14 protein-coding genes are annotated in these 24874 nt (G+C 38.1%); 5 read left to right on the top strand and 9 right to left on the bottom strand.

Annotation, left to right across the window (positions count from 1 at the left end):
- Window positions 1-630: 630 nt before the first annotated feature.
- A complete protein-coding gene (locus BVC89_RS18595; RefSeq protein ID WP_086932635.1) occupies window positions 631-3234 on the top strand; it encodes a LamG-like jellyroll fold domain-containing protein in 2604 nt (867 codons plus the stop codon).
- 188 nt (window positions 3235-3422) lie between these two features.
- Here BVC89_RS18595 and BVC89_RS18590 read toward each other — a convergent pair whose 3' ends face one another.
- The 4 genes from BVC89_RS18590 to BVC89_RS18575 all read right to left on the bottom strand — a co-directional run bounded on the left by BVC89_RS18590 (window position 3423) and on the right by BVC89_RS18575 (window position 7275).
- Window positions 3423-4688, bottom strand: coding sequence for an NAD(P)/FAD-dependent oxidoreductase (locus BVC89_RS18590; RefSeq protein WP_086934672.1), 1266 nt, complete (start codon window positions 4686-4688; stop codon window positions 3423-3425).
- 13 nt (window positions 4689-4701) lie between these two features.
- Window positions 4702-5010: a 2Fe-2S iron-sulfur cluster-binding protein gene (locus tag BVC89_RS18585; RefSeq protein ID WP_086932634.1), complete on the bottom strand. Its 309-nt coding sequence runs from the start codon at window positions 5008-5010 to the stop codon at window positions 4702-4704.
- An 18-nt stretch (window positions 5011-5028) separates the two neighbouring features.
- Window positions 5029-6180, bottom strand: a complete 1152-nt coding sequence (locus BVC89_RS18580) for a cytochrome P450 (RefSeq protein ID WP_086932633.1) — start codon at window positions 6178-6180, stop codon at window positions 5029-5031.
- Between the two features lie 225 nt (window positions 6181-6405).
- Complete coding sequence (locus BVC89_RS18575; RefSeq protein WP_086932632.1) at window positions 6406-7275, bottom strand: AraC family transcriptional regulator; 870 nt, start codon at window positions 7273-7275, stop codon at window positions 6406-6408.
- A 139-nt stretch (window positions 7276-7414) separates the two neighbouring features.
- On the opposite strand from BVC89_RS18575, the gene BVC89_RS18570 reads away from it, so the two are divergent.
- Both BVC89_RS18570 and BVC89_RS18565 read left to right on the top strand, forming a co-directional pair.
- The gene (locus BVC89_RS18570; RefSeq protein WP_086932631.1) at window positions 7415-8533 is read left to right on the top strand and encodes a Zn-dependent alcohol dehydrogenase; all 1119 of its coding nucleotides are present in this window, start codon (window positions 7415-7417) and stop codon (window positions 8531-8533) included.
- A gap of 18 nt (window positions 8534-8551) precedes the next feature.
- The gene (locus tag BVC89_RS18565) at window positions 8552-9358 is read left to right on the top strand and encodes an alpha/beta hydrolase (protein WP_086932630.1); all 807 of its coding nucleotides are present in this window, start codon (window positions 8552-8554) and stop codon (window positions 9356-9358) included.
- Between the two features lie 76 nt (window positions 9359-9434).
- On the opposite strand, the gene BVC89_RS18560 is transcribed toward BVC89_RS18565, so the two are convergent.
- Window positions 9435-10757, bottom strand: coding sequence for an RICIN domain-containing protein (locus BVC89_RS18560; protein WP_086932629.1), 1323 nt, complete (start codon window positions 10755-10757; stop codon window positions 9435-9437).
- A 432-nt stretch (window positions 10758-11189) separates the two neighbouring features.
- Here BVC89_RS18560 and BVC89_RS18555 point away from each other — a divergent pair, with 432 nt between their 5' ends.
- Entirely contained in the window at window positions 11190-14219 is a 3030-nt protein-coding gene (locus tag BVC89_RS18555; RefSeq protein ID WP_086932628.1) for an Ig-like domain-containing protein, read from the top strand.
- 476 nt (window positions 14220-14695) lie between these two features.
- The gene (locus BVC89_RS18550; RefSeq protein WP_086932627.1) at window positions 14696-16408 is read left to right on the top strand and encodes an RICIN domain-containing protein; all 1713 of its coding nucleotides are present in this window, start codon (window positions 14696-14698) and stop codon (window positions 16406-16408) included.
- 70 nt (window positions 16409-16478) lie between these two features.
- Here BVC89_RS18550 and BVC89_RS18545 read toward each other — a convergent pair whose 3' ends face one another.
- From BVC89_RS18545 to BVC89_RS18530, 4 genes are all read right to left on the bottom strand, one after another.
- Window positions 16479-18758, bottom strand: coding sequence for a beta-galactosidase (locus BVC89_RS18545; protein WP_086934671.1), 2280 nt, complete (start codon window positions 18756-18758; stop codon window positions 16479-16481).
- Window positions 18759-18854: 96 nt separating this feature from the next.
- Window positions 18855-19940 (bottom strand): glycoside hydrolase family 117 protein, encoded by a 1086-nt coding sequence (locus BVC89_RS18540; protein WP_086932626.1) that lies wholly within the window; start codon window positions 19938-19940, stop codon window positions 18855-18857.
- Between the two features lie 55 nt (window positions 19941-19995).
- The gene (locus tag BVC89_RS18535; RefSeq protein WP_086932625.1) at window positions 19996-20925 is read right to left on the bottom strand and encodes a sugar kinase; all 930 of its coding nucleotides are present in this window, start codon (window positions 20923-20925) and stop codon (window positions 19996-19998) included.
- A gap of 52 nt (window positions 20926-20977) precedes the next feature.
- Complete coding sequence (locus tag BVC89_RS18530; RefSeq protein ID WP_086932624.1) at window positions 20978-24628, bottom strand: TonB-dependent receptor; 3651 nt, start codon at window positions 24626-24628, stop codon at window positions 20978-20980.
- Window positions 24629-24874 lie beyond the last annotated feature (246 nt).

Raw genomic sequence — 24874 nt, 5'->3', positions numbered from 1 at the left:
AATAACCTATAGTCTGAATAGATAGTTAGGCGTTCGTCTGCTAATGGAAGATTGTCGAATGAATCTGTTATTGGTGAGTGTGCCACCACTAAAAATATTTAAATATTTTTTATTTATAATTCTTTTATCCAAAAATCGTAGCACTTATATTCTCTTGCCTCAATTGAGTTTTAGGCAAATTGTGGGTTGTGTATCGATTCTATGAAAGTTTTTTTGATTGTGTCGAGATGAATAGATTTATCGAAATTAAAAAATCATAAAATTTATGAGTTTAACTCATCTGGTTTTTAGTTACATATAATTGGTTTTTGTATAAGTGTTATGTAGGTGTTATGTAGGTGTTATATTAAGTGTTATATAAGTTGAGATTGAAAATAATATTTTTTTGTAAAAAAACGCTAAATATCCATGATGATATTAGTATAAGAAATATCGTTTATTAATATTGCTGATTGTCTTTGTGATCGCTTATATCGGAGATTTGTTTTCTACCTAGAAAGAATTATTTTTTTATTTTTGGTTTTACCACTTATTAATTGTTATGTGTTAAATTTTTATTGTTTTACAGAACTACAAAATAATTTTTGACTAATAAGAAAATTTACGTAAATAAAAAATTGAGGAAACGATATGAGTTGTAAAAAAAAGTTTCTTTTCGGTGTGTTATTTTCTATCGCAGGGAGTAAAGCTCTTGCTTTGCCCGAAGCCCCAGCATTTGTACGTGATGTGCATATGTCTGAAAACAAAAAATATACGCGCCCTACATTACCTCCAACACAAACCTCCGCCGATGGTCGTGTTGCTTTATCTCATAAAAGCGCTACGTTTTTCCGTTTACATGTTCCAGAAAAACTAAATACTCCTTTTGTTAGATCGCCAGCTGGCACTTATATTTATAGCTCACCTGATGCTATGCCCGATCCCACCACCCGAGCGCCAATTCCATCACAAAATAGAAATGGCCATGTGGCGTTGTGTGATCCATCTTTCGATCCACAATCTGATGTTAAAAACCCTCGGGTCTGTGGTAATGATGATTGCTATGATATGTATGTCGTCAGTTTTCGAAAAGATCAACAAAGGGGAAAAGAAACCAAACGTCTAGTGAGTACAGAAGTGACGGTACGTGTCGCCAATCCCAAAACTCGAAATGCCAAAATAGTCGATGTGGATTTAGGGAATGTTGTGATAAGTCCAACTCACCTCCCGATCGATGATACGTTTTTTGAACCTATGGTGGTGGGCGAGGGGCGTTTATTGGTTGGCCGCACAGGCGCGGGGGGCACTTTTATGCCTTGGACTAATAGTAAAGGTGTGACCAAAACATCATTCACCAATGTCGTTTATATGACAAACGATAGGCCAGATAATTTTAAGGCATGTGATGTGCGTCAATGGAATAAGGTATTTCCCTTATCCCATGCGCCATATGACAATACAATCAATCAACGTTATGGATTTGCTATGCAGAAGTTTAAAGATACTGCAGGCAAGGTAATAAAAGAAGATACGACTTTTTGGGGTAGCTATCCCTGGATGGATAAAGATGCTGACAATATCTCGCTAACCACGTTTGATGATTCCTTATTAGATCGCAGGACGTTTACCTCAGAATATGATTTTCGTTGTCCCAGAGGCGTTACGTGCTCAAGTGATAGTGAAGTGGATAGCTTTGGCAATCAAGGCCGAGTGATTATGGGGCTGTGGACACGAGGCAAAATGGTGCACTTGGACGGGATTCTCAATCATGTTAACTACTCGATAAACTCTGAAGATCATAATCATAGAGAAGTACGTTATTACGATCGAGCCAACGACCATAATGGGTATATCCGAGTGGGTAATGGTCGCGAAAACCAGATTGCGCTCATGCCGCTTGGTTCTTCTGGAAATACAGATTTCCTTGATTCTAATGAACATCGATTTAACTATTTAGAGAATATGAGGCCCGTCACACCACGCGATGTAGTATGGACGATGAGTACAGGCTCGGCAACGGCTGAAGTGCATTTTGATGACTATCTGAATGTTAACACATTCATTAATGCCAATATGAATAATATGATCGAAGTTTTACCTGACTCTGAAAGGTTTTATACCAGGGGCGTTAAGAGGCATGACGACCGTATACAAAATGCTTCAACATCACCTCTCTGGAACGTGCCAAGGTACGGAAGAGTATTAGGTAATGGCCGTATTGAAGAAACAGCAAATGGTGGTATCGAAGGGCGTGGTTTCTGGTTAGATGGTGAAGGCAGTGCCATAGAGTTTGATGTGCCTCGACAGTCGCGTAACATCTCTAACAAAAGCTGGTATTACAGCGTATTTGTTGATGTGCGCAATACTGGGAATAACGATAAGACATTAATTTCATTCCCTGATGGCAGTAAAGTAAAATTACGAGGTACAAATTATTTACGTTATTACGATACCATAGGTGATTTAATAGCTAATATTGATATCAGTCAAGGTGTCAGACGTAATCGATGGGCGCATATAGGAATTCAACGTCTTCCCAACAACAATAAAATTAAGACTTTCATTAACGGTATGCATATTCATAACTATAGCCATCATGAGGAAGTGTTTCAGATGGTGCCAGGGAAGCTAACTTTAGGTATGAACCCGGAAGATGATAACGAAAATTTTCGAGGTTGGATTGATGACTTTAAAGTCTTTTCCGAAAATATAAACCGTGAAGTGGCGTGTAATCATGCGAACGGTACTTTAGTGGGTGTTAATGGGCGTTTAGGTAAATGGTGGCAAGGCATCGCAGACAGGACTCCTGAGTGGGTGAACAATGAAATATCCAACCATTTAAGACGTGTAAATGCACCAGACTACCCACAATACTTTTGTTTTCATAATTACAGTGGCGATAATAAGGCTGATCTTGGCAACGTTCCGGTGGGAGCAGTCTCGGTACGAGATGATTTTGTTTTTCCAGAAGGCCCAATTAAGCGCAATGCTCCTCGCCCTGAATCACGTAATAATGCCTTTTGTTTAACTTGTCATACTTCAGATGGAAAAGAAGGTCTATCATTACAAGCATTAGCACTAAGACCGGGAGTTAATGCAATTAATGACCCTCGGCGTCAACCTATGCAACCTGATCCGCGTATATTTGGTAACATTCCTGAAAACTGGTTAGGAAATGATTTGCCTGCACGTAGAATTTATGCAGACCCCATATCAGGTTATCCTATTGATAGGTTGGTATTGCCTAAAAATTAATAAAGAATTAATTTTAGAGATAAATATAATTTAATCAAAAAATATCACTATTTCTAATAATATACTTTTTTAACGATAAGAAAGGCCATGTTTATATCATGGCCTTTCTTTATTTTGTTGTGAATAAAAAATAAATATTAATCTAATGACGGTAATGTATAGGTTTCATCGGCAAAATTTTAGTCAACTCATCTAATGACTTCTGTTACCGTATCCATGTGTAATTTTTTTGAATTATTTGATAGAGAGTCTTTATTTATAGGTGTTCTTTCTTTAAGTAATTTCGTTGCTATTACATATGCTTTAGGGTCATTTATTGCGTCCACAGCTAATAATTCATCATCTCTAAAATACCAAATGGACATCCGAAGTTTGTCGCTATGAGATTTTCTCACGATTATATTATTGTACCCTTTCGATAGTCCTACTATTTGTAACTTAGTTTGGAATTGATCAGACCAGAACCAGGGGAGGATGTTATAACTACATGTTTTGTTGCATATCGCCTTTGCCGCTGTTTTAGCTTGTTCAATTGCATTTTGCACTGACTCCAGTCGTAAATCACGATTATAATAAGAATTATAGTGGTAGGTGCAATCTCCAATGGCGAAAATATTTTGATTATTGGTACGCATCTGATTATCCACAATAATTCCATCATCGAAATCTAAATTTGCTTGCATAGGCAAATCATTTTCTACCTTAACTCCAACCCCTAAAATTATGATATTTGCATCGTAGCATGAGCCATCGGTGCAAAGTACTTGACTAAGAGTTTCCTTATGTTCTATTGCTTTAACTGTTTTTTTTGTCAATACATTAATTCCGCCACGCTCATGCAGATCATGAAAGAAAGCGGCTGTTTCAGCTGATGCTACTCGCTTTAAAATATGCGTTTCTTTTTCTAAAATAGTAACACTTTTTCCCAAACTTCTAATAGATGCTGCGACCTCAAGACCGATATATCCTCCACCTATAACTACCACGCTTTTAGTTTTGATATTATTGATCGCCTTTTTAATATTGAATGCATGTTCGTAATTTCGCAAAGAATAAACTCTACGATGCTCCGTTATACCTTTAATTGGTGGCACAATAGGGCTAGCACCTATTGAAAAAACTAAGAAATCATAGTGATATTTAGTCCCATTCACTAGAGTGACATATCTATCTTCACTATTCACAGAAACTACTTTTTTTCCCAATAGTAAATTGATATTATTTTCTTCGTAGGCTGTGATAGGCTTAAGAAGTTGTATTTCTTCAGCAGCATCTGGGGAAAAATATTTCTTCGATAGCGGAGGGCGATGATAGGGGGCTATTTCGCTACTCTCTAACAATATAACTTCACCTATCCATCCCTCTTTGCGTAAGTAAAAGGCTAGATTAACACCAGCGTGACTTGCGCCAATGATAATGCATATTTTATTATCTAGAGATGTATCGTATATCATATCACCTATCATTCTAGCTGGGTATTTTAAATGTCACGCCATCTAATTGTTCTGATATTTCTATTTGGCAACATAAGCGACTAAATTTCGTTGTTTTTTCATCAAGCTCCAACATATCTTTTTCAATTTCCTGGCCTTCTCCCACTTTAGAAAAGTATTCAGGCAATACTTGCACGTGACAGGTAGCACAAGAACAAACACCACCACAATCTCCATCTATCCCGGGAATCGAATGTTTAACCGCTAAGGCCATAATAGACCCGTCGTGGCCTTCAACAGTAATTTCTTGGTTCTCATCAGTTATAAATGTTATTTTTGCCATTACTATGCCTTTATTTTATTATCCGATAAATTCCAGGTTAAGAGTGTTGTAACCTACTTTCCTGGAAAATCGCCCCCATTGTTCGATGTTTTCTTTACCACTTAAAAAAACGATGGACGATATATGTTGAGTAAGTAGCGATAGAAGTGTTTGCATAATCTGCCTAGTATGAGTTGCGCCCAGGCAATTATGGGTGCCAAAACCGAATGCCATATGAGGGTTTATCTTTCTATTAACTTTAACTGTATCAGCATCCTCGAAGACGTTCTCGTCTCTATTTGCAGAAGCCCAACATAGTGACACTCTAGTGTTATTTCTAGCCATGTGGTGGCATATTTCGGAATCTTCTTTTACGACTCTTCCCATATGAGTTAACGGGGAGAAATATCGAATAAACTCTTCTGTAGCCACCGGTATTAGCCCAGAATCTTTTTTAATCTCTCTTAAGATATCTGGATGCTCAGCTATATAAGCCAAGGTGTTAGATACTAAATTAATGACAGTATCTCTTCCTCCTGCAAATGTGAGCATGGCAATGCCTTTAACTTCTTCTCGAGTAAGCTTTCTGCCTTTATATTCACTATTTAATAATGTAGAAAAAAAATTATCGCTGGGCTCGACTATTGCTATATCCATTTGTTTGTCAATATAGTCATATAAGATGGAGGCTTTATTTCTGTCTAATGTATCTCCTTCGCCCCTAAAAACGTGTGTCCCCCAGCCGATCCATAACTCAGCTTCCTCTGGAGGCATATTTAATAAAAGTGTTAAGGCTTTAGACTGTAAGGGTAACGAAAACTCACTTATAACCTCTATAGATTTTTTTTGGGTAGCAAATTTAATAAGCGCTTCTATTTGGTTTTTCAGTTGTTCTTTAAATTCTTTATGTAACGGTCGTTTGAATATGGGCTCAACAATTCTACGATAATGTGTATGATCTGGCGGGTCTACCTCAAAAGGAATCTGTCGAGTCGTTCGAATATTAACTTCAGAAGGTACCGGTATTCGCCCAGGAGCATCAGATGAAAAACAGCGCCAATTGTGTGCAACTTTTCTAACGTCCTTATGCCTCAGTATCATCGTGACGGGATCACCATGGTCGTCGATTTCTTCATGGCCTATTTCAGATCTCACCTTTTTAAAAGGATCTATATGTTCTGACTTATTCATTAAATTTATTTCTCTTCTCAGATAAACAAAGGTACTAAAATTTCTAAAGTCTATAAAATAAGTGTGCGTTACATTCCAAATGTGGGGGAATAAAATATTACCTTAAAGGTATTTTTACTAAAGAAATATACAGTTTTCGACGTAAAATATCAGATCTATGCTATTTGCTTGGAACTGCTGGTATATCGAACCAAGATGTTTTAGGATCCAACTCTGATTAATAAATTAGTCAACCTTGTTACATGAGTTTGTTGCTGTCCGATATTTTTTTGGTGTTTGGCCAAATTTTTTTTTAAATAAAGTAATGAAATGAGAAGGGCTAGAGAAATTAAGTGAGTAGCTGATTTCTGTGATCGAAGTATTTTCTTGAGAGAGTATACGTGCGGCATTATAAAGCTTATGATGAATAATATATTCAGAGAAGGGTTGGCGGAATACATTTTTAAATAAGCGAGAGAAATATGATGCCGAAAGATTACAAAGATCAGCAGCCTGTTGAAGGCTTATGTCTACCACCTGCTGTGTTCTAAAGAGGTTTACTACAGGGTAGATTTTGTCAAAATTTGAATTTTTATTTTGTATATGGACTTGATGTGCTTTTAATGGTTGTGAGTGTTCAGTTAGTATAATAATTGCTAACTTTAGTAGCGCTAAACTTTTATGAGAAAAGGGCGATTCGACAAAGCTCTCATGTGACCACTTTATAATTTGCTGCAATTGAGCAATATATTTTTTGTCAAGTCTAAAATGTGTTCCAGTTTGAAATATTGATGCTCCGTTTTTAAGCCCTTCTGATTCAAGTATTTTTGATGAAAACTGTACGATAAACCACGACTTTTCTTTACTTTTTAAAGAGAAATCATGAGTTTCCATAGCGGGAGTAAAAACTATATCGTAGTCTTGCAACGAAGATTGACCCTGATGATAATAAAATGTCCCTTCGACTTTTTCAAAAAAAATAAGCTCATGAACTTCATGGAAATGCGTAAAACATGAGTAATTATCGTGTTCACCATACATCACGTGGTGAATTTCGAAGTCATATCCGTCTTTAATACAAAACGGTTCACAATATACTTTGGATTTTTGCGCCATATACGGCCTCAGCACTCAAATGGGTTTTCATATTATTTTTATTGGAGCTCGTTAAGTTAAGGTAAACAAGTTTTAGCTTAATTACTCTTTCGTCGAGCATTGTTAATTTATTCTACAACATAATTACGGGAAATAAAGTATGGTTATTTCAAGAGCCGCAGTTGCGGATGGTAAGGGTGCCTTTTGTGTTGAAAATATTGAAGTAGGTGATCCCATAGGGGATGAAATTTTAGTTGAGTTAAGAGCTTCTGGTATTTGTCATACAGACTGGGACTCTATTCGCACATGGCGCAACCCTTTTATCATTGGACATGAGGGCGCAGGTATCGTTAGAAATATCGGGCCAGAGGTAACTAAAGTAAAGCCTGGTGACAACGTGATACTGAATTGGGCGATTCCTTGCGGTAATTGTTTTCAATGTCAGCATGGAAACTTGCACATTTGTCACAATAATAATGCAGTGATAAGTTCCAGTAAAAATGGACATGCCCATCCTGGTGCATCTATGTTAAACGGAAAGCCTATTGAGCGTTCTTTTCATCTAGGTACTTTATGTGAATTTACTGTTGTTAAAGAAGCTGCTGTGGTTAAGTCTTCGATTGATATCCCTTATACTAGTGCATCGATTATAGGTTGTGGTGTGATGACCGGCTACGGTTCGGTTGTGAATGCCGCTAATGTAAAAGCAGGATCAAGTATCTGTGTAGTGGGATGCGGCGGTGTTGGCTTAAATGTTATTCAAGCCGCTAAAATTTCTGGTGCTGCAACAATTATAGCAATTGATTTAAAAGGGCAACGCCTAGAGCAGGCAAAGCTTTTTGGTGCTACTCATACCATCCTAGCAGATAAAAAAGATGCAGGCTTAATTCAGGCGATATCACAAGTTAAACAGATTACTAATAATATCGGGGCTGATTATGCTTTTGAATGCACTGCCGTGCCAACACTAGGGGCAGTACCTTTGGCTTTAATTCGTAACGCAGGTATAGCTGTTCAGGTAAGTGGTATTGAACAAACAATTAATTTTGATTGTTCCTTGTTCGAATGGGATAAGTATTACATTAATCCGCTATATGGCCAATGTAAACCTGAAGTTGATTTTAGAAAAATACTATCTTTATACCAACAAGGTAGACTCAAACTAGATGAACTCGTTACAAAAACCTACACCTTAGATGAATTAAATCAAGGGTTTTCCGATATGCTAGAAGGCAAAGTAGCGAAAGCTGTTGTCGTTTTTAATGAAGCCAGTGAATAGAAATAGGAAACCAAAAAAATGGCAGTTATTAGAGTCGAAGCATCTAATCCAGAGTTCTCTCCTAATAATACAATGTATTATACTCTTCATTCATCTTTTCTTGATGGCCGCAGTGATGTATGCATTTATAATGTCCTAGCTGAGGGTAGTGATGTACCCATAATCTTTCTTCTCCATGGTGTTTATGGCAGTCAATGGGTGTGGATGCATCTTGGCGGTGTTCACCATGTCTACGAGCGTTTACGTCACCAGGGTTTAGGTGATTTTATTTTGGTTATGCCTTCAGATGGTGGTTATAAAGCGGGATCAGCCTATTTGCCGATTGCGACCTCTGAAGGCGTCAAAAACTATGAAGCGTGGATTATTGAAGATGTTAGAGCCTCAGTAATAGAGAATGTCTGTAACGTGAGTAATAAATCAAAAATTTACTTGTGTGGACTTTCTATGGGGGGATATGGTGCATTACGTTTAGGTGCTAAATACGTAGATCTTATCCATGGCATATCCGCTCACTCGGCGGTAACAAATCTAGATGATCTAGCACATTTCTTAGACTACTCTATAAATGTTTATATTGGTCAAGACCATATGGAAACGTCAATTATTCACTGGTTGTTATCTAACTCTGAGTGTTTACCCCCGATACGTTTTGACTGCGGCCTATCCGACCGCTTAATTCAAAGCAATATTAATCTGTCAAAAAAATTAACTGATGAAGGTATTTCCCATATTTTTGAGAAGAACAATGGGGGACATAATTGGAGTTATTGGCATACTAATATTGCTAAAACCTTGTGCTTCTTTAACAGGCTTCACTATGGATAGATCACATAGGCGCGCTATTTGAGTAATAAAAAAGCCGGCCAATAGGAAAAGCCGGCGAAGTTTACAGACCTACATACTATTTAAATCTAAATAATTGGTTGTTTCCTCCCGTACATTGCCACTGCTGTATATTGGTACCATTGGTTGATGAGCTTGCTTCTATATCAAGACACTTATCACTGTGTCTTGCACGTAACTCAAACCAATCACCTTGTTTCTTTATGGGTTTAAATTGTAAATTTCCACCTTCAAAGCATTCCCATTGTTGAATGTTAGCTCCGTTAGCATTAGAAGCATCTTTAACGCCAACACATTTGTTGTGTTTAGTTTTTATTTCATACCAATCGTCGGCTTTAGAAACGAATTCAAAATCCTGATTGTTATTATTTTCTCCGCATGCCCATTGTTGTATATTGGCTCCATTTAAAGATGAGCCTTCTTTTAAATCCACACATTTCTTACTACTACGAACTTCAAGTGATATTTTTCCATCTGGTGGTGTGGGACTACTACCATCATTTGAGGGTTTGTAAACACGCAACCAATCTATCCAAACAATACTTTTATCATCATCTGCCAGTTCTTCATCGGTAGGAGTAATACCTGCGTCTGAGCGCCAGTCTTGATCTTCTGTATTAATAATAATATGCATTGGCTTACTTAGTCCCGTACCATTTGTGTAGCCTTCAGGATCAATAATTGCTTCTCCGGAGACAGTACGAACTAATTCACCATCAATATAATATTCAAGGTGCCATGGATCTCTCCAATACACACCTATACGGTGAAAGTCATAGCGCCAGGGCGTTTCCATGAAATACCAACTTCCTTCATCTGTCGGTTGATAATCCTGAAAAGGATCACGAATAAAAACATGGTGGCTTAAGTGCATGCGGTGCGCAAACCATTCTTGACCCGGACGATCACTTCCATATGCTTCCATTATGTCGATTTCTTCCGTGGAGTCAGCACTTAGCATCCATACATTCGAAGCTAATACTAAATTACTAACCTTTGCCATTGCCTCGATATATAGGGGGTAGGTAAATGTTTCTTTTGAAGAGATAACACCGGTGTAAACTTTATCGGTGCCTTCTTTTCTGTTGGCTGCTATTCCTAGTGCTCCACCAGTGACAAAAGAATGGCCCGAATTGAACTCTGATAAGCCGGGTCCTAACCATGGGTTAATAAATGAGTCTACCCATTTCTTGGTAAATTCTTCAGGCTTGTCCGTAGGGCCTGCTGTGTAATTGAAACTCTCCGAGATAGTTTGAAGCTCCCATGATTCTCCATTATCTAAATCTACGGGTACTGGTATCCCATCCCAGTCTTCTGAGTATGACATATTAGAAAAACTAAGTGCCATTATGCTGGTAATTATCAAGCGATATATTTTCATTTCTTTACCTACTTATAGTTTTAGAAAGGTATAAACAGATATCTATGATTAAAGATTGATATTTCTTAACGCTATATCAAATTTCCTTTGCGCCACATTCCAAAGTTTTCCTGGTGAAAAGCAGATTGTATACAATTAACAATTTATTTTTCAATGGTTTGAAGTATGTTTTTATTGAAAGGTGAGCTGTGAAGCATTTTCAAATAATCGCGATTGATTTTTCAGATTAAATAATGGAATTTATTATTGTCTACATTTAACAATTTGGTTTTTTAGTTTAATTAAATGTCTGACAATTTTTTGATTTTCTACTAATAGGCAATATTTTAAGTTTTATTATTTTGTGATGTTGATTTTTTAGCGCATAAATTTTCTTTATTGTCGTTTATTAATTTTTTTCAATTTATATCTTATAAAACAGAGGAATGATAAATGTTAAACAAGCGTCCTTTAGCAGTTGCTATTGGCTTTGTGTCTGCAATTATTGCGAGTGGGCTATCTAATGTTGCTTTCTCACAAACAGTTAAAGTCGATATTAATGCTAATGTAAAACACTCTGTAAATGGTGTTTCCAACTTTGGAAGAGAGCGTCGTATTACCATTCATGCAAGTCCAATTGAAAATGAGTGGATTGGTGAAAAAGATAAATTAGATTATTTGATGAGCTTAGGCGTTCATTTTGGTCGTGATACCGGTACGCCGATGTATTATTTTGGACAAACAAAAGGTGATCGAAGTCGTTCTACACCACCAGGTCAAGGAGATCCTTTTCCATGGGGACACCCTGATCATGCCGATTTAAACCATGTAGAAGAATTGGCTGATGAATATCATTTTCTACTAACGGATAAATTTAAGGATGCGATACCTTATTATAATCGAACTGAATCGATGATAATGAGTTCTCAACCTCGACCTGCTTTTCCCAACTGGAGTTCTTATTCGTGGTTTGGCGGAGCTTTAGGTAGCGATGATCCCTGGCGACCACGCACGTTTGAGCAGGCTGGGGAATGGTACGCAAAATATCTAGAAGAATTTCATTTAAGAAATGAAGGTGATCCGCAAACTATCCCAATGCCAAAATATTGGGAGGTAGTTAACGAACCCGATATGCAAATGAATACAACAGGACCAGAAGGACACCTGTCTACTTGGGAAGAACTATTTCGTTATCACAATGTGGTTGCTGACGTTATCCGTGAAAAACTTGGTGATAAAGCTCCCAAGATAGGTGGAATGACATGGGGCTTGCATGATTTTCATTTGGGTGACTCTACTGCTTTTGGCGCGCCGCGCCTCGCTAATGACACATTGTTAAATGCATTTTATGGTAATGATGCTGGTAGTGTCGCGTTAAAAAATGTAATACGTGATGGTATTTTCGCTGAATCAGAGACGATGGGGATGACAACCTCGACACCTTGGTATCAGTGGGATGTAATTTGGAAACGATTTTTGGATGTTGCTGGTGCTAATATGGATTTTTATTCCATTCATATTTATGATTGGCCGAAATGGCAAACTGATGGAGCGCGGATAAGATCTGGGCTCCACAGTGAAGGTATGATAGATATGCTAGAGTGGTATGATGGAAAAATACTAGGACAAAGAAAAGAAGTTATAGTATCTGAATATGGTGCCGTTTCAGGAAAATATTTAACCCAAGGAACCGAACTTGATCGATCTAGAATGCGTTGGGAAAAATTAAAGCCTTTTTCGCAAATGCTAATGCAGTTCCTAGAGCGACCTGATTATATTGTTTCTTCACTACCTTTTATTGTAGTAAAAGGCCAATGGGGGGATGAAGGTAAAGAAGCGCCATATGCTCAGTCATTATTAGACCGTGATTATTCAACCTGTGATGAAACAGCAACAGCATATATCAATTGTACTTGGAACTTTAACCCGGCGATTAAATGGTATGAATTGTGGCAGGATGTAGAGGGTACACGTATTGATACTTATTCGACTGATCGCGATGTGCAAGTTGACGCCTACGTTAATAGTGATAATGGTGAGCATCATATGTACGTTATTGTAAATAGCTTACATACCGAATCTACTAATGTTGATTTGTCATTTGCGGGTGTCAATAATAACTCCATTAAAAGTATACGTATGCGTCATTTGTACTTAGACGAACAAATTGATGTTGACAATAATCCAAATAATGGCATGGGTAAACCTGTGCTTGCGGATGCTTACTTAAATTCATTACCCGAGAATGTTACAGTAGGTGGGGACGCTACGATAATTCTTGATATTGAATATGCTGATGCAGTATCGCTGCCCTTTGAAAGTAAAGAAACGAAATATCATGCAGAGCCTTTGACTAACCAGGAACCTTACCGTGTCTCTACACCAGCAGTTCTGATGACTCAGATAAATGGAGTTCATAAACCTGCCCAAGGTGAAGCCCAATTACGAATTACAGGAGCTTTCTTCCTCAACAATCAGTTCTATACCGATTCTTCAGATAGCCGCGTGTTTCTAAAAGTTAACGGTAATGATGTAGAGTTTGATGCAGATTGGCGTGGTGAAGATCAAGTGTATAATAAGCTTATGGGGACTATGGAAATTCCCGTTCCTATCGAGTACTTGAGTGACTCTAGCAATAACACTATAGAGTTTGCAACGCTCGCCGCAGGCGAGGCTGCTGCCATTAGTTTGCAAGTATGGGATATGGATACCCAAATTTCTCGTAGTGTAGAAGCGGATTGTGTATCCTGCATTAGCGTTTCTAGTTTTGCTATTAGCAAGTCGGGAACTCAAGATATAGGTATTGATAACTCTATCGCTTTGGTATCAAGCTTTTCTCCTATTAACGCATCTAATAAACAAGTTAATTGGACCTCATCTAATCCAAGTATTGCTAGTGTCGATGCTAACGGTTTAGTAACGGGAAATAACGAAGGTAATGTCACTATCACAGCTACGACAGTTGATGGTGCTCTCACTGATAGTATTAATATACGTATTCAGGGAAGCTCTACTCCGGCCCCGACACCTATTCCGACAATTCTCCCTACACCGACACCGACACCATCTCCAGTGGATACGGTGGTAGTAGAAATGGAATCTTTTACTGACACTAATAAACAAGGTGCTCCTGTATTTGGCGATACAGTGACGGGTTTTAGAATTAATGGTACCTATGTAGATTTTAATACCAGCGGTGACTGGGCTGAATACAGTGTAAACTTTAGTAATACCGGAACTTATCGTGCTGATATTTTTGCTGCCTCACCTATGACTGGAGATTTAGGTGTACGTTTGATGCTAAACAATACGGAAGTTGGATCTTCCGAGCTGACTAGTACGCAAGGTTGGACAGACTTTCAAAAGTTTAGTATTGGTAATATTACGGTACCAGCTCCTGGCCGATATACGCTAAGGGTGCAGAGTTTTGGCTCTTCTCCCTGGCAATGGAATGGAGATTCTATCGTTTTTGAATCTCAATAGTAAAATTAGATGTTAATAAGCTGATCATTGGCATACTTTTCTATGCGGGAGTGTTTTTATCAAAACTCCCGTATCTTTTTTGCCCCAAAAATTTACTTTTATACTTACGTTATGCTTCATTACGCTGATGCTAAATACTTGTTAACTACTATTTTTTATTTCGGATAAACTTTTAATTTGTCATCTCTAAATATAGAACTTCCAGCTACTATAGTGAATCTATATCGCGAACCTTATGGTTGCTTAATGCATTTCTTAAAAGCGCTTTGTTATTCAGGCGGAATTATACAAAAATAAACTAATTTATTTACTGTGAATCCTCTTCACGATTTTATCTACTTTTACGTTCATGCTAGCTCTTTAAATCATTATTTAACGATTGTGATTTGATCACTAAAATATTGCTTTATCTGAATTTTTATTCCTATCACACAATAACCGATTTATCCATCTTTAAATTTCTGGAGTTAACAAATATGTTAAGAAAGATGTATTATGTCTTGTTGCTTATATCTATAAGTTGCGCAGCTACTGCCAAAAATTATTATGTATCAAAAAATGGTAATGATAATAATTCAGGAGCCGTCAATTCTCCCTGGAAAACTATTCAAAAGGCGGCATCGTCAGTAAAAGCAGGTGACCAAGTGTATATTTCCAGAGGGACATATAGAGGAGATGTTTCTATTAAACATAGTGGTCGTTCTAACGCATGGATTAGTTTTGATGCAAAACCAGGTGACGAAAAGCGTGTGGTACTAGAAGGTGGAACTTTTAGAATTATTAAAAAAAGTTTTATTCGTGTATCGGGAATCAAAGTCCAAAAAACCCGTGCAGAGGGTTTTTATGTTGAAGGCCCTGCATCTCATATTACACTCTCGAATAACCATACCTTTGATACATATGGATCGGGCATAGGCGTATGGGGCGTAGGTTGGAGAAAAGACCCTGGCAAATATGAAAATATTCGTAATGTTAAGATATTAAATAACAAAATAGAGAAGGCTAATAATGGTGGTTATAATGAATGTATTACACTCTCTAATGGTGTGGTTAACTTTGAAATATCAGGTAATGAGGTATTTAATGGCGGTAATCCTATAAATGGAGGCGAAGGTATTGATGTTAAACTAGGCGCTAAAAATGGTGTTATTAAAAATAATCGTGTACACCATTTAACGCGCCGTGGAATTTATCTTGATGCAGCTGGGATTTTACCTGGGTATCCCAAACCATTTCTCAAAAATATAGAAATATTTAATAATCGTTCTTGGGAGAATGAAGGCCAGGGTATTGCTATTATGACTGAAGGTGAGGGTGATATACACGACATTCGAGTCTATAATAATCTACTTTATAATAACACTGAAGATGGTATTATGATTTATGATCACCCAGGTGGCCCTGGCGATGTTTACGATATTGAAGTTGTCAACAACACAATGTTTGGTAATCCTCGTTTTGGAATTTTATTAAATTTTCCCGACTCTCATCGTATGATATTCCGTAATAACATTGCCTATAATAACGGAACTGATTTGCGTTTTGAGCATGGTGCTTATGTTGCCTCTCATAATCTTAGTAACGTTAATCCACGCTTTGTTAATGCTGCAGCTGGAAATTTTAGGCTTAGACCTGATTCTCCTGCAATCAATGCGGGCACCTCACAAAATGCTCCTGCTAAAGATTTTGATGGCGATCGTCGTATTAACCCAGATATAGGGGCTTACGAATATCATGATCGTGATAGCTCGAATACAGAAGTTAAGCCTCCTATTGGTGTAACATCTTTAGAAATACGACATAGCAACAAATGTCTTGATTTGGACTCTGGTTCGCCTGCAAGAGGCACGAATATTCATCAATGGTCTTGTGTCGAGAAAAACGCTAATCAAAATTTTACTATAGTGTCGAAAAATGATGGGTTTTATGAAATCCGTACCAAAAACAATAAGTGTTTAGGGGTAGCCGGAGGTTCTAACACTAATGGGGCTAATGTAGTCCAGTGGGATTGTGTCGGTGCAAGAGATCAACAATTTAAACTTGATAACAGTAATAATGGCTGGTTTCGAATAATTGCTCGTCACAGTAATAAATGTTTAGATGTCGCAGGGGTATCAGAAAGAAATGGCGCTAATATTTATCAGTGGTCTTGTCATGGTGGAGACAATCAACGTTTTAAATTTCGTTAGTTGAACCTATATATAGATTGTTAGGTCATTACTTTCTACAAAGCAATGACCTAACTATTGGTGTGATAATTTAATTGTTTTTTTTACTTGATAACAATTCAGGAAGTTCTGAAAATCGCCGTTTATACATGTTACTATGGAGAGATTTTGCCGCATTGACCATTTCTGTGTAGGGGATATCGGCTACGGAGACAAAGCCTACATTATAGTTCTCACCATCGTAAGCACGTCCGGTAATTGGTGAATCTATATATTGAAACCAATGAGCCCCGACAAAATATGGGTTGTCTATTACTGAGTACATATAATCCGTATACATACGAGCTCTATCTTTTTGATCCGCCGCATGTATCAAGCCTGGATGATATAAGCCGCTGTCGGCGGCTCCGATATGAAATTCTCCAATTATACTAGGTTTATCTATCTTCTTTAAAAAATCCCATTTGTATTGAGGCAAACCTTCTTTATATGAATTGTAGCTTATCACATCTACATGTTTAGCCGATGCTTCAATAACTTCCATTGGCATTCCCCAATCGGGAAAACGAGCACCAAAATATAAATGATTTGGCATATATGACTTTATCGCTTCATTCACGATTTTAAAATATTGCTCAGCATATGCTTTAAGGAGTAAGGAGTAATCGGTCAGTTGAGGTTTTGTATTAATTGATGAATCAATGCCTTTATCAAACTCTTGCCAGTTTTTGAAAGACTTTTTCCAGGCACTATTAATCGCGCTAATAGTGCTGTATTTTTTTTTCATAAGACGCGTGAATTCTGATTTTGTAGGCACCGTTTTTCCATCACGTCTAAGTGTATGCAGAACAATACCATATCTACTCTCGTTTGTTTCCGGCCTACCAAAACTTTTTTCGTTATCGATAAATACTCCAACGCACCAAGGATTACCTTTCACTTCTTCAGCAACTTTTTTTGCTGTCGCAATTGCTCGTTTTTTGAATGCAGGATCAAATACATCGGGCATAGGGCTCCAAAAATCATTACCACTTGAAACCGTTTTAAAATCGCCAATAATCCAACCATTAGCAAAATAAGGAATTTTATTCTCGTGGTAATACATAGGATCTGTCCAATTACCTAAGGATGTGAATCCCCAGTGTAACATTCTATCAATGGTCACTCTTTTCCAGTCTTTTAAATATGACTGCGGGGATGTTTCACCATATTTACGCTCTAAGTTAGCACTATAAAAGCTAAAAGTTTCTCCTTGTTTTAATGGTCCAGAATGTGCCGAACGGCGATAGCCGAAATGATTCCCAAGAGGACTATTGTATGCAGGTAGCCACTCGAACATGTTTGTACGAATCGAAGCAATATTTTTCCTTGTGGACAGAACTTTCTCTGAAACCCTGTTCAAACCCGTGGAGTCCTCTGGAGTAATATCGTCATCACTACGCTGTTGGATTAATGAATTATCGAAATCGTAACCTGTCATGGTCGATGAGTTTGAAAGACGAATTATGTCAATACCTGTTGCAAAGTATAAATAGCCTTCTGGATCTACTAAGCTCCACTTCCCATTAATTTTCTCAGTACGAAAATATCCGCTAGCTTTTAGCTTCGGCCCGTTTTTCCAGCCACTAAATTTTGAACGTTCGGTAAATAGTGTTTTTTCTCTGAGCAATGCGAGTTCTCGATCGCGGTATTGTAAAAGCTCTTTCTTTGAGTGAATTTTACCATCGAAATCTATCTTAGCATTTTGTCCAAATTGATCGACAATATTAGTAAGGTAGTGTTTATCTTGTGTGGGATTTTCAATTAATCTAATATTATCGATAACTATCTCTTTATCATGAAGGTTACTCTGAACACTTAAGCTTATGCGAGTAATACCTTCAATGTTGAGATTTTTTTTACCCCACATTGAAATAAATGTAATATCCTTGCTTTGCCAGGTAGGAGGGTTGGAGCGTAGACCAGAACTTAAGTTTAAATCATTTTTATCATTGCTCAAATCATGCCCATGCATTTTCGCATAATACGTATGCTCAGATCCTACAGCGACATTAACGCTACGAGTGTATATATTGCCGTCTATATCTTCTATATCAAGGTAAAGGTGGCTGGAAAATTTACCTTGGTTGCCAATATCAAAAGCGATACTGAAATTTTTATATTGGCTCCAGTCCCATGGTTTTTTTGGTTGGAAATTAACGCTTGCATATGAATGTTGTTGTGAAGAATATTGTATGTTTAGCGCTTGTTTTCCGTGTGTGGCATATCTATCTGTTGTTTTTCCTTGGGCGTTTATAAATGATATCCCTTGTTCATTATTGTTTTTTTCAAAACTATAAAGTGGCTCTGGGAAAACATTTCTATATGTCATGTCACTATGTTGACATGAGGTTAATATACAAAAAACAGATAATATAGAGCAGGATATAACCGCTTTACCCATGATGATTCCTTTAGAATATTGTTGTTAGCTAATATTTTGATAAGTTCCCGAGTCGAGAATTTGTCGTTTAGTTTTGAAACGACAAATATAATTCCAGTTCCATGAACTATCATATTTATGACATAACCCCCAACTTATCCCGCTAAGAGGATCATTAGATATTTGAGCATTTTCGTCGCGAAATATACCTATGGCTTCTGGAGGAGTCTTGATATGAGACATAATGTCAAAATTTACGCCGTCTGCAGCCCACTGGCATGTGTTCTTTTCTGGGCCGTCGGTAGTGAGTAAGGAGGCAATTCCACCGTTATAATGCCATATCACAACCTCATGACCACTATTGGAAATGGGATTAAACTCAGACTTGATATATGGCCCTTCGATATTGTCGGCAATTGCGACGCCGTGTTTTATTTGTCGGCCGCCGAAGTTCATATTTTCACCCATCATTTCCCCCTTATAATAAAGGTAAAACTTATTTTTGTAGTACATAAGGCAAGGGTCGTGCACTTTATGGCTGTCGAAGTCACCACATTGTTTTACAATAAAACGATTATCTTGCTCGCCATACCAAATCCCATTATCAGTAGGGCTTAATATTGGTGTTTTAGATTTTTGCCATGGGCCATATGGCGATTGGCTCTTAGCCATAGCAATATATTCTTTAGTACGATTGAGGTACGGTGCTTTAACGGTTTGATAGACTAAATAATACGTACCTTTATAGACTAGTATTTCAGGTGTGAATACGGCTCTATCATCGTATTCCCCGTTCTCTCCGGCCTTTATTGCAGGCCCGCATTCCTTCCATATATACCCGTCACTTGATGTCGCATGCCATACTTCTGTTTTATCCCAAGGAAATACCTTATCTTCAGGATCACCACTACCAAAACCTATGGTTTCTCCTTCACCTCGTGTATACCAACAGTGGTATAGCCTGTCTATTTTTATGACCGACGAAGGATCTCGCCTGATTAAGTTTTCTTGATAGCAGAAGTCTCCGCCCAGTGTCTCAATTTCAAACTCGAACAGCCAATCAGCATTGGTATTATCATAACCACGTTCGATAGCCCTTAAAGATGCCTTGCTCAACTTATTTTTTTGCATTGCTAAACTTCTTCTTTATTATATATTTTTATTGTTTTTTCATGACTAACAGAGTCTAATTGATAGTGTAGTGATAATCTTCTTTTGGCAGTATTGCGCCTCTATGTTGTATCACCCTTCTTGCAATGTTAGTAGCATATTTCATTGCTTCTGTAATATCTTTATTACGTATGATCGCTGATATAAAGCTACCGTTGAATGAATCTCCGGCAGCTGTACTGTCTACAACTGCTTTGATCGGATTGATCGGGTACATAAAAGATACTTCTTCACTATGAAAAAAAATACTATTGGCTCCATTTTTCACAACCCATATTTTATTGTACTCAAATATACCGATAAACTTTTTCACTGCATCAAAATTACTAAGACTAAATAAATCCTTTAGATCATCCATGCCAGGGAGAATAATGTCGCTTAAGTTTATTGCCGTAGTAATACAGTCTTTTGCTTGTAACGGCGATCCCCATAATCTTTGACGATAATTCGGATCAAAAATTATTGTTGTACCTTGCTTTTTTAGTTGCTTTATTATTTTCCACAAAGATAACCTTGAACTCTTATTTAAAATTGCAAGTGAAATACCTGAAAAGAAAAAGTAATCGCAGTGTAAATTCTTCTGTAAATTAGTATTTTCCATGAGTAGCTCAATGGTATCTCGTGCAGCTGAGTTATCTCGCCAATAGGAGAAATAACGTTCACCATTGTCATCATTGGTAATATCATATAAGCCTAGGGTTTTATTGGGATGCTCAATTAGTAGATCGATAGTAATGTTTTCTTCTTTTAAAACACTCTTGAGCATCGCACTATGATGGTCGTTGCCAATAGCTGAAAGCAATAAGCAGTCTATGTATTCTCGTCCAGAACGCTTAAGATAGATCGCAGTGCTATGAGCGTCACCGGCAAATGATTTTCTATAGGTTTGCGAGTCTATCGCGCTTAGTTCTATCATACTTTCACCGAAAATGATAACGCGTTTCATATAAGTCTCTATAGTGTTGTCTATTATACTAAGGCAAATTTATATGACGTGATTAAAAATCTAGTCGTATTCCTAGACGGTAGATTATGCCTGTCTTAAACCGACTTACTGTTCGTGATTTGGTTGCTCCTCCATCAAGAGGGTCGCCTTCATTCCACGGTTGGTATCCCGTTAGCTGACCGGTATCATCAAATGTTGGTATGACGCTAAGTGTGCGACTAGTAAAATAAGTTCGTGACTCGGAGTCTGTAAGATTAATTGCTTGAAAAGTAATGCTAGCTATATCATTTAGCTGATAGGTAGCTGAAAGATCAAGCGTGTCGCGTCCTTCATTCCAAAGGGTACCTTGATTCCATGTTCTACCACTTAGTCCAGTATTGCCATCAATTCCAACTAAGCTATCACTTGTGCCGCGAAAAGATAGCCGTATTTGATGCCCACCTTGTTGCCAAAAAGCAGTAGCGTTATATGTATGTTCTGGGGTGTCAGCGACGGGTAGAGGAGCTATTTCCTGCGACGCGTCTATGGAAGATGTTTCCAACTCATATTCGCTGTCTTGATAGGTATAATTAAGACTAGTTCCCAACCCACTTAAAAAGTAGCCTGGCAAGAAATCATAGGTTTGACTGTATTGCAATTCGATGCCGGAAATTGTTGCTCCTGCACCATTGCGTACCGCATTGATATTGTAGATACCACATAAGACTCTATAGTCATTGCTCCAGTTTTCTGGGTCTGAGTCGAAGGCAAAGTCGGCAACTGTTCGATTGGGCATACAACCGTTCAAACCGTAGTTGTTTTCTGTATCATCGTTTGCAACAAGTACCAAATCATCAGATGTGAAGTTTTCACCGTTCCAGATATTTCTGATGTCTCGTATGTAGCCGCGCGTTGATTCTATGGTAGAGAAATTTTTCATATCTTTGTGGAAAAAAGCCGCTGATAGTATAGATGATTCATTAAAATACCACTCCAGTGCTATATCAAAGTTATTGGATTCCAGTGGTTCAAGATCAGTATCAAATAGCGTAACAGTATTAGTTGAACGTGGCCGCCATGCAGTTTCGGCCACTCTAAACCCTGGACGCAGTAAATCTAATTCAGGGCGAGCCATTGTTTTCGATAATGCTAACCGTCCGATTAGTTTATTATTAAATGTATAATTTACATTTAAGCTCGGTAAGACATTGCTGTATCGATGTTTATCATATGCTGGCGTTGAGGATAGAGTTCGATCTACACGATTTCTATCTGTATAAATATTGTTGCCATTAGCATCTACTTCCCAGTCGAGCCCAAAGTTATTACCCCATCCATATACATGTGTTGTGGAAATATCGGCATGGCGCCACATTGTGACCCAGTTGACATCAGGCCTTACCCCTGAAAAGTTCGGATCGGCCGCTAACGCATCATAATAAGCTTCTAAGCGCACCAGCTCTTGTTCATGGCAGGGGCCAACATCAGCAATGGGTGTCCAGCCAGAAGGATCAGCACCACTTGAGGTATCCCAGCCTAAACCATCTACACGCTGGTATTTGTTTTCATAGTCAGCAGGCATTATCCCATTTGCAGGTATGACGGTAGGGCAGGGAGGTAAATCTTGGTTGCGTAGTTGCGATAATGTAACTAAGTCAAATTCCCGCTCTAAATCAAAAGCTGTATGAGAGAAGAAATTAACACCGGAGGAACCAAAAGCTTCCACTTCTGTTTCAACATATCTGATACCTAAATCACCTGTTAATCGTTCGTCAAAAAATGAAAAATTTGCTTTTATATATCCCGCATTTGAAGTTAATTCACTACTTCGTGTTTCTGTCGCATCAGTGTTGCGAATCGTGTTTTCGTTATCTAATACTAAATTTAAAGCCCTGCGTGCTGAAACTAAATCCCACCCGATGGTGGCATTATCTCGACCATAACCTAAGGTGTGCATGAAATCATCGTATGGAAATGTTTCTCCAGAAAGAAGTAGAGGCGCGCGAATATCAATTAGCCCTTCTCCCGGCCGGCCGACGGGGTTTCCCTTGTCGTCACGTACTATTGTCGAGCGGGTCACATTTCCAAAGTCGAAGATCTGGTTATCCACGGCTTTGTCCCGCATTGAAACTTTAGTGCCAAACTCTAATGTCGTAATACCAAAAGTATCGATATGCCAGTCTAAATCAATATTGAAACTGGTATTTTTATCATCAACACTTTGGTCTGTTTCGGAGAGAAAACCAATATGTTGTGCTTCTATATCCTGAGGGTTAAAGCCTGTTGTCGCTGAATTATCCCACCACGCCACTCGAGGCACACCATTTTCGTCTGTATAATTAAGAATGTTTTCTCCAAGGTTCGCAAACCCCTCACCGAATTCCAAGTTACACGAGCCGCTGCTACAGTCATAACCGATTGGCTCGATGCCTCCAGGGGTGCCAACGGGGCCGGCATTATACAAAACATGACCATTAACGGTATTACCGTTCTGCATTGTCAGAAATCCGTTGGGTTTTGATTCTGACTTACTACGTGAGTAAGCGACGCCGAATTCAATGGTAAATGCATCGCTGATATCGTGGCTAAGTTTTAGTGATGCAATATCATTATCTACATCGCTACCACCTTCTGAACGCAGTAGATCTCCAAAACCACTTCGATTTAAATATTTTGTAAATGTTCTAGTGCGTGTATCAATAGTGTACCAATCTTCTTGTGGGTCGGTATAAGGTGCTGCGGGTTGAGTCGTCACTGTGTTGCGCCCCTCAACAAAATTAGGGTCATTCGGACGACGGGTTTTAACTGCATGCCAATTTTGTACGAGACTCTGTTTACTTTTACTTACATCTAAAAAGATATCGGTACTATCATCTGGCTGCCATTGAATACCAAAAGTGAAGCCCTTTCTATCACTTTCATTTTGATGTAGTTGATATGACATCCCCGTGGCAACGATGCCGTTAACATCCGAGATAATATTATCATTTTGATCGCGTGCTATTCTGACTGCGCTCTGACCTACGTGCGACGCCACGTAATCATCTACTAGAAATTGATCTTTGCGATAGGTATTGGTTTCGTCAAATGCAGTTAGAATAAATCCTAGAGAATCATCCAAGAGTTTTTGTGAAAAAGATAACGATAGTTTGTGATCATTTTGTTCAGCGAAGTTATTCCTTCTTCCTTGCAAGGTGATGGCACGAATATTTTTACTGGTTTCCAGTGGTCGTGTAGTCACTAAGTTGATATTTGCTCCCAGAGCGCCTTCATCGTGATCGGCACTGGGTGTTTTAACTACTTCAAGCTTAGACAATATGTCAGCAGAGAACGCACTTAAATCAACAGATTGATTAAAGTCTGTCGAAGTTAAGGTGACACCATTAAGGCTGATGTTGTTTTGATTCGAGCCGGCTCCCCGCACGGTTATAGTAGTTCCTTCGCCATCTCGTGTTTGTAAGGATACACCTGTTACTCTAGACAAAGCTTCGGCAATATTTTGGTCTGTGGTTTTACCAATATCTTCCGCATTAATAGTATCAATAATATTTTGAGCCTTCTTTTTATCCTCTATTGATCGCTCAATCGCTGCACGGATACCGGTTACCACCACCTCTTCAATTTCTAGATCTGCGTTTTTTTGTTGAGAATAGGTATTACCACTTAATGTTAAAACTGCTGTTGCAAGAGCAGTCAACCGAAAATAAACCGTGGTAGCCGACATAGTCGAACCCTCCATCTGTTATTATTATTTTTTATCTTCACGACAAGCTAACATGAAGGTGAGAATTAGAGTTTTTACCTTGATTTCCTTCATCAAATTTCTATTTTTTTACAAGGTGTTGCGCACTATAACAGAATATGAAATATTGTTAATAGTAAATTGTATACAATATTGGTGTGCATCAATAATATCTTGATTAGGTTTTTCAAATACTGAATGTTCATATTATTGCTTAAGTTTTAATGT

It is taken from the genome of Agarilytica rhodophyticola, assembly GCF_002157225.2.
Classification (GTDB): Bacteria; Pseudomonadota; Gammaproteobacteria; order Pseudomonadales; family Cellvibrionaceae; genus Agarilytica; species Agarilytica rhodophyticola.
Note: the sequence above shows the minus strand (reverse complement) of the source record. Positions and strands in the feature narration are given on the sequence as shown.